Below are 5301 nucleotides of genomic sequence, written 5' to 3'. Positions count from 1 at the left end.
GGGACTGGGGACTGGTGACTGGGGACTGGGGACTGGGGACTGGTGACTGGGGACAGTTAAGAGTTTTTAGCAATTACCAATTACCAGCCCTAACTAAATAACTAACAACATAATTGATCATGACTTTAGATTTCATTAGAATTTCGCCAAAAACAAAGCAAAAACCAGCCGCCCTCATCGTCACGTTACACGGGTGGGGTGCAAATGCCCAAGATGTAGAATCTTTATCCTCTTATTTCAATTTACCTGATTGTGAATTTTTGTTTCCCAATGCCCCTTATCCCTATCCCTATTCCCCAGTTGGTAGGGCGTGGTATGACTTGCAGGAGGAAACTATGTATCAGGGATTAGAAGCAAGTCGTCAATTACTGATAGATTGGTTGCAGTCTTTAGAAAGCATGACAGGAGTGCCTTTGTCTCGCACCGTTTTGAGTGGGTTTTCTCAAGGTGGTGCCATGACGTTGGATGTAGGTTTAACTTTACCCTTGGCTGGTTTAGTTGTCATGAGTGGGTATCCACATCCTCAACTTGCTAACTTACAAAAAGGCAATTTTCCACCCACATTAATTATGCACGGCACACAGGATCAAGTTGTACCATTGTCAGCTGCTACCAAAGCTAAGGCAGTGGCAGAAGCATTAGGAGTGGTAGTCGAATATCATGAATTTGTGATGGGACATGAAATTAATTTAGAAATGCTGGAGGTATTGCGAAAATTTGTGATCAAGACAATTGCGGATGGTTAAGTTATCAATTTTTTACAATTGAGGAGAAAAATCAGCTAAATATTTACAAATTTCATGCCCACTAATTAGTAATATAGATTGGGTGGGATATTTTAGCTCATTTAGCTCAACTCCACCTACGGCTGAATGCGAGTGCTGCAAAAGGGAGGGGCAAGCATTATGACAACTCTAAGCGTTTCCAGAAAAGAAATTGCTGCTATGACAGCAACAGATGTAAAAGATTTGGCTACTCGTCTGGAATTGGATAATTATAGCAATGCTTTTGAGGGTTTAAATGATTGGCATTTACTGCGAGCGATCGCCTTTCAGCGTCCAGAATTAGTTGAGCCTTATATCTACCTGTTAGATTTAGAACCCTACGACGAAGCATAGAGATTTTATCTAACAATTCAGAATTCTGTAAGGGTTTGGCCTTGCTAAACCCTTATATAAATCATTTTATGCAAATAATCACTACATGATTCAAACAGATCCATACAAATGGATGCAATAATAATACAGGCTTATGCCAAGCGAGCCATGATATCAGTCAACACCTAAATGATTTGTGTAGATGAATTATTTGGTATCATTAGAGAATGATATACAGTTTTTTGTATCTAATTAATTAGGAACGGTTGTCATAATGATCACAAATAATCAACAGATGGAATTACTAGATCAAGAAAATGAATTAGATGATGATTTTAATTTTGAACAAGATGATGGTGATGAAAATTTAGAACCATTTGATCCTACCAAAATTAGGGTTAAAACTAAACCAATGACAATGGATGTACTACTAAGAAGAATCAAGCATGATGAAATTGATTTAGATACTGAATTTTACCGACAATCTGATATTTGGACACCTAAAGCCAAAAGTCGTTTAATTGAATCTCTGTTAATTCGGATTCCTATTCCCATATTTTATATAGATGCTACTAATGATGATAAGTGGTTAGTAATAGATGGTTTACAAAGAATTAATACATTTAAAAAATTTATTATTGATCAAGAACTTACATTAACTGAATTACAATTTCTTAAAGATTTAGAAAACAAGAAATATAATGATTTACCTCGTGCTTATCAAAGAAGAATAGAAGAAACAGAATTAACAGTATGTTTAATTGAACCTGGAACTCCTGATGAAGTAAAATATAATATTTTTCAAAGAATTAATACTGGTGGATTACCTCTTAATAACCAGGAATTGCGCCAAGCAATGAATCCAGGTAAACCGATACAAATTCTGAAGAAATTAGCTAATTTACCAGAATTTAAAAGAGTAATAAATTTAACTAAAAAGAAAAATGAACGCCTCGAAGATCATGAACTTATACTATATTTTATTGCTTTTACTTTAACAAACTATCAAGATTATCCCGAAAATAAAGGTCACACTTATTTTTTAAATGAAGCAATGAAAAAATTAAATACAATAGAAGATAATTTAATCCAAGAAATAGAGAATAAGTTGATTATAGCTATGAAAGCAGCTTATAATATTTTTGGAAATAGGGCTTTTCGTAAATCTCAAAAGTCCCCAGTTAATAAATCTCTGTTTGAATTGTGGTCAGTTACTTTAAGCAAGTTAACTGCTCAAGAAATTGAAAAGTTAATCAATCATAAAGAAACTCTGAATGATAAATTTAAACAAAAAATGGAAAATGATCCTGATTTTTTGAAATCTATATCTCAAGCATCTAGTAAAGTTAAATATCGTTTTGAAAAAATTAATCAAATAGTTCAAGAGGTTTTATCATGCTAAGTTCTTTAACTTTAAAAAATTTTAAACCGTTTGAAAATCAATCTTTTTCTTTAAAGCCATTAACTCTACTGGCGGGTTTAAATAGCACTTCTAAACATGATCCTTCAGGATATTGGAAAAATGCTACACCTATGAATTTAAAAGATCAAGAAGCTCAAAAAGTGTTAAATAGTTCTGTATGTAATAGTAATGAAAATAGTGAAAAACGTTATGGATTTCATAAAGAAACAGATCAATTTTATGTGTTTCATTCAGACAATACCTTTGATGAACAAGGTTATCCAACCTATCATGGATTTCCAATTCCTGAAGATCAAGTCCCTAAAGAAGTATTAAATAAAATAAAGAGATAATGCCATCATTTATAAATCCCAAATCCAAAAAAGTTATTGTTGCTGTAGGCGGCGGTATTGCAGCTTATAAAGTTTGTGAATTGGTTTCTAGTTTGTTTAAATCTGGTGTAGAAGTGCGAGTGATTCTCACCAATTCTGCTCAAGAATTTATCAAACCTTTGACTTTTGCAACTTTATCCCGTCATCAAGCTTATACTGATGAGCATTTTTGGCAACCTGTTTATTCTCAACCCCTACATATCGAATTGGGAGAATGGGCGGATTTAATTGTGATTGCGCCTTTAACTGCTAATACTTTAGCTAAGTTAGCTTATGGGATGGCAGATAATTTATTAACAAATACTGTCTTGGCTTCTACTTGTCCTGTTTTATTAGCACCCGCTATGAATACGGATATGTGGGAACAGGTAGCAGTACAAAGAAATTGGCAGCAACTATTGACAGATAAAAGATTTTATGGTATGCAAACTGGTTCTGGGTTGTTAGCGTGCGATCGCATCGGTGCAGGAAGAATGGCCGAACCAGAAGAAATATTTGTTTATATTCAATCTTTATTGCATACCCAAGGAAAAAGAGATTTAAGCGGGAAGCGTGTTTTAATCAGTGCTGGGGGAACGAGAGAATATTTAGATCCGGTGCGGTTTATAGGCAATCCTTCCACGGGTAAAATGGGATTAGCATTAGCACAGGCAGCATTGCATAGAGGTGCAAAGGTAACATTAGTACATTGTCCAAGGAGTTGGGATGCACCTTTAGGAGTTAAAGCAATTTCCGTAGTGAGTGCGGCTCAAATGCAGCAAGTAATGTTAGAACAGTTAGGAAATGCAGATATAATAGTCATGTCAGCGGCGGTTGCGGATGTGAAACCGAGAGATTATAGTTTAGAGAAATTACCTAAGCGATCGCTTCCCGAAAATTTACCCCTTGCACCAGTACCCGATATAGTTGCTGAATTAGGGAAAATTAAACAACCCCAGCAATTATTAATCGGTTTTGCAGCACAAACCGGGGATATTATCACACCTGCGAAAGAGAAATTACAGAGAAAGAAATTAGATGCAATTGTAGCCAACCCTATTGATAAAATTGGCAGTGGTTTTGGGAGTGATCATAATCAAGCGGTATTTTTAGATAAAGAAGGAAGAGAAATAGAAATTCCCCCTTGTTCTAAGTTAGAAATGGCGCATTATTTGTTTGACTTTATTGTTTACAGCAGGAGGCAGTAGGGGCAAACCCCCTGTGGTTGCCCTCTTGAGGCAGGAGGCAGGAGTCAGTAGGCAGGAGTCAGTAGGCAGGAGGCAGGAGGCAGGAAGCAGGGGGAAGTTAATAACCCAATGCCCAATAACCAATACCCAAAGACAAAAAATTTTTTTGATCAACCCAACACAATTCCAAAACGGCATACTATAATAGAAATATAAAACGCATGGGGCTTTAACGGTTTCGACAGGTTGGCGAAAGCTGCTCTGTGATTCAGGTCGAGAGTGAGTCTCCTCTCGCAAATCAAAGGCTCAAACAAAAAGTAAATGCGAACAATATCGTAAGCTTTGCTCGTAAGGAAGCCCTAGTTGCTGCCTAATAGCCTCTTATAGGTCCGAGCGTCTCTGGTTTGACTCCGTTAAGGACTAGAGACCTAACCCCAACGGATGCTCCAGTAAGCGTTCTCTGGTTGGCTTGCTGGCTAAGACTAAATCAGAGCATCCTACGTTCGGGACAATGAACGATTCCCGCCTTGAGGGTCAGAAAGGCTAAACCTGTGAATGAGCGGGGGGTAAATACCCAATTTGGACATGGGTTCAATTCCCATAAGCTCCACTTAAAATAATTAACAAGTCCACTTACATTTTGATATGTAAGTGGATTTTGTTTTTGAGGTTTAAGTAAGTGGGTGTTAAAAATTTTTTCTGTTTCTTGTAGGGGCGAAGCATTCGGGTGATAACCTATCGCTGAAACCAGTTCATATTCTGTCCGAATGCTTCGCCCTTACGATTAATGAATCGGTGTTCTAGTTAGGGGTTGCTGAGAAAGTCTTTCCGTGAGGGCATAGGAGTCAGGAGTCAGGAGTCAGGAGTCAGGAGGAGATTTGAAAATTTCTTTGCCATCTCTTGAAATCCCAAAAAATGCACACTTTTTCCGGTATACCCTTCAAAACCCTTGCACTAATTTCTGTGTTTATCAGCCTCTAACCTTTGATACATCAAGGTTTTAGGTTTATTCAGCAAACCCTAAGTAAGTGGGTGTTAAAAATTTTTTCTGTTTCTTGTAGGGGCGAAGCATTCGGGTGATAACCTATCGCTGAAACCAGTTCATATTCTGTCCGAATGCTTCGCCCTTACGATTAATGAATCGGTGTTCTAGTTAGGGGTTGCTGAGAAAGTCTTTCCGTGAGGGCATAGGAGTCAGGAGTCAGGAGTCAGGAGGAGATTTGAAAATTTCTTTGCCATCTCTT

The 5301-nt window shown here is 37.2% G+C and carries 5 protein-coding genes and 1 other RNA gene; all 6 read left to right on the top strand.

Annotated features, from left to right (window positions below; genetic code table 11):
- The first annotated feature begins 119 nt into the window (after nt 1-119).
- The 6 genes from H6F47_RS26730 to ssrA all read left to right on the top strand — a co-directional run bounded on the left by H6F47_RS26730 (nt 120) and on the right by ssrA (nt 4670).
- Nucleotides 120-746, top strand: a complete 627-nt coding sequence (locus tag H6F47_RS26730; RefSeq protein ID WP_190651767.1) for an alpha/beta hydrolase — start codon at nt 120-122, stop codon at nt 744-746.
- Between the two features lie 159 nt (nt 747-905).
- Complete coding sequence (locus tag H6F47_RS26725; protein ID WP_096564997.1) at nt 906-1118, top strand: DUF2555 domain-containing protein; 213 nt, start codon at nt 906-908, stop codon at nt 1116-1118.
- Nucleotides 1119-1371: 253 nt separating this feature from the next.
- A complete protein-coding gene (locus tag H6F47_RS26720) occupies nt 1372-2499 on the top strand; it encodes a DUF262 domain-containing protein (protein ID WP_190651765.1) in 1128 nt (375 codons plus the stop codon).
- Nucleotides 2493-2852 carry a hypothetical protein gene (locus H6F47_RS26715; protein ID WP_190651769.1) on the top strand — a complete coding sequence of 120 codons (360 nt, stop codon included), beginning with the start codon at nt 2493-2495 and terminating at the stop codon, nt 2850-2852. The genes H6F47_RS26720 and H6F47_RS26715 overlap by 7 nt, the downstream gene beginning before the upstream one ends.
- A complete protein-coding gene (coaBC, locus tag H6F47_RS26710; protein ID WP_190651763.1) occupies nt 2852-4078 on the top strand; it encodes a bifunctional phosphopantothenoylcysteine decarboxylase/phosphopantothenate--cysteine ligase CoaBC in 1227 nt (408 codons plus the stop codon). Before H6F47_RS26715 ends, coaBC begins: the two co-directional genes overlap by 1 nt.
- Nucleotides 4079-4280: 202 nt before the next feature.
- Nucleotides 4281-4670, top strand: a transfer-messenger RNA (tmRNA) gene (ssrA, locus tag H6F47_RS26705).
- Nucleotides 4671-5301: the final 631 nt, after the last annotated feature.

Source organism: Sphaerospermopsis sp. FACHB-1094 (assembly GCF_014696195.1).
GTDB lineage: Bacteria > Cyanobacteriota > Cyanobacteriia > Cyanobacteriales > Nostocaceae > Sphaerospermopsis > Sphaerospermopsis kisseleviana.
Note: the sequence above shows the minus strand (reverse complement) of the source record. Positions and strands in the feature narration are given on the sequence as shown.

Bases quoted from the DNA above. Each gene is read 5' to 3' on its own strand.
- H6F47_RS26730 (WP_190651767.1), top strand. From the start codon at position 120: ATGACTTTAGATTTCATTAGAATTTCGCCAAAAACAAAGCAAAAACCA.
- H6F47_RS26725 (WP_096564997.1), top strand. From the start codon at position 906: ATGACAACTCTAAGCGTTTCCAGAAAAGAAATTGCTGCTATGACAGCA.
- H6F47_RS26720 (WP_190651765.1), top strand. From the start codon at position 1,372: ATGATCACAAATAATCAACAGATGGAATTACTAGATCAAGAAAATGAA.
- H6F47_RS26715 (WP_190651769.1), top strand. From the start codon at position 2,493: ATGCTAAGTTCTTTAACTTTAAAAAATTTTAAACCGTTTGAAAATCAA.
- coaBC (WP_190651763.1), top strand. From the start codon at position 2,852: ATGCCATCATTTATAAATCCCAAATCCAAAAAAGTTATTGTTGCTGTA.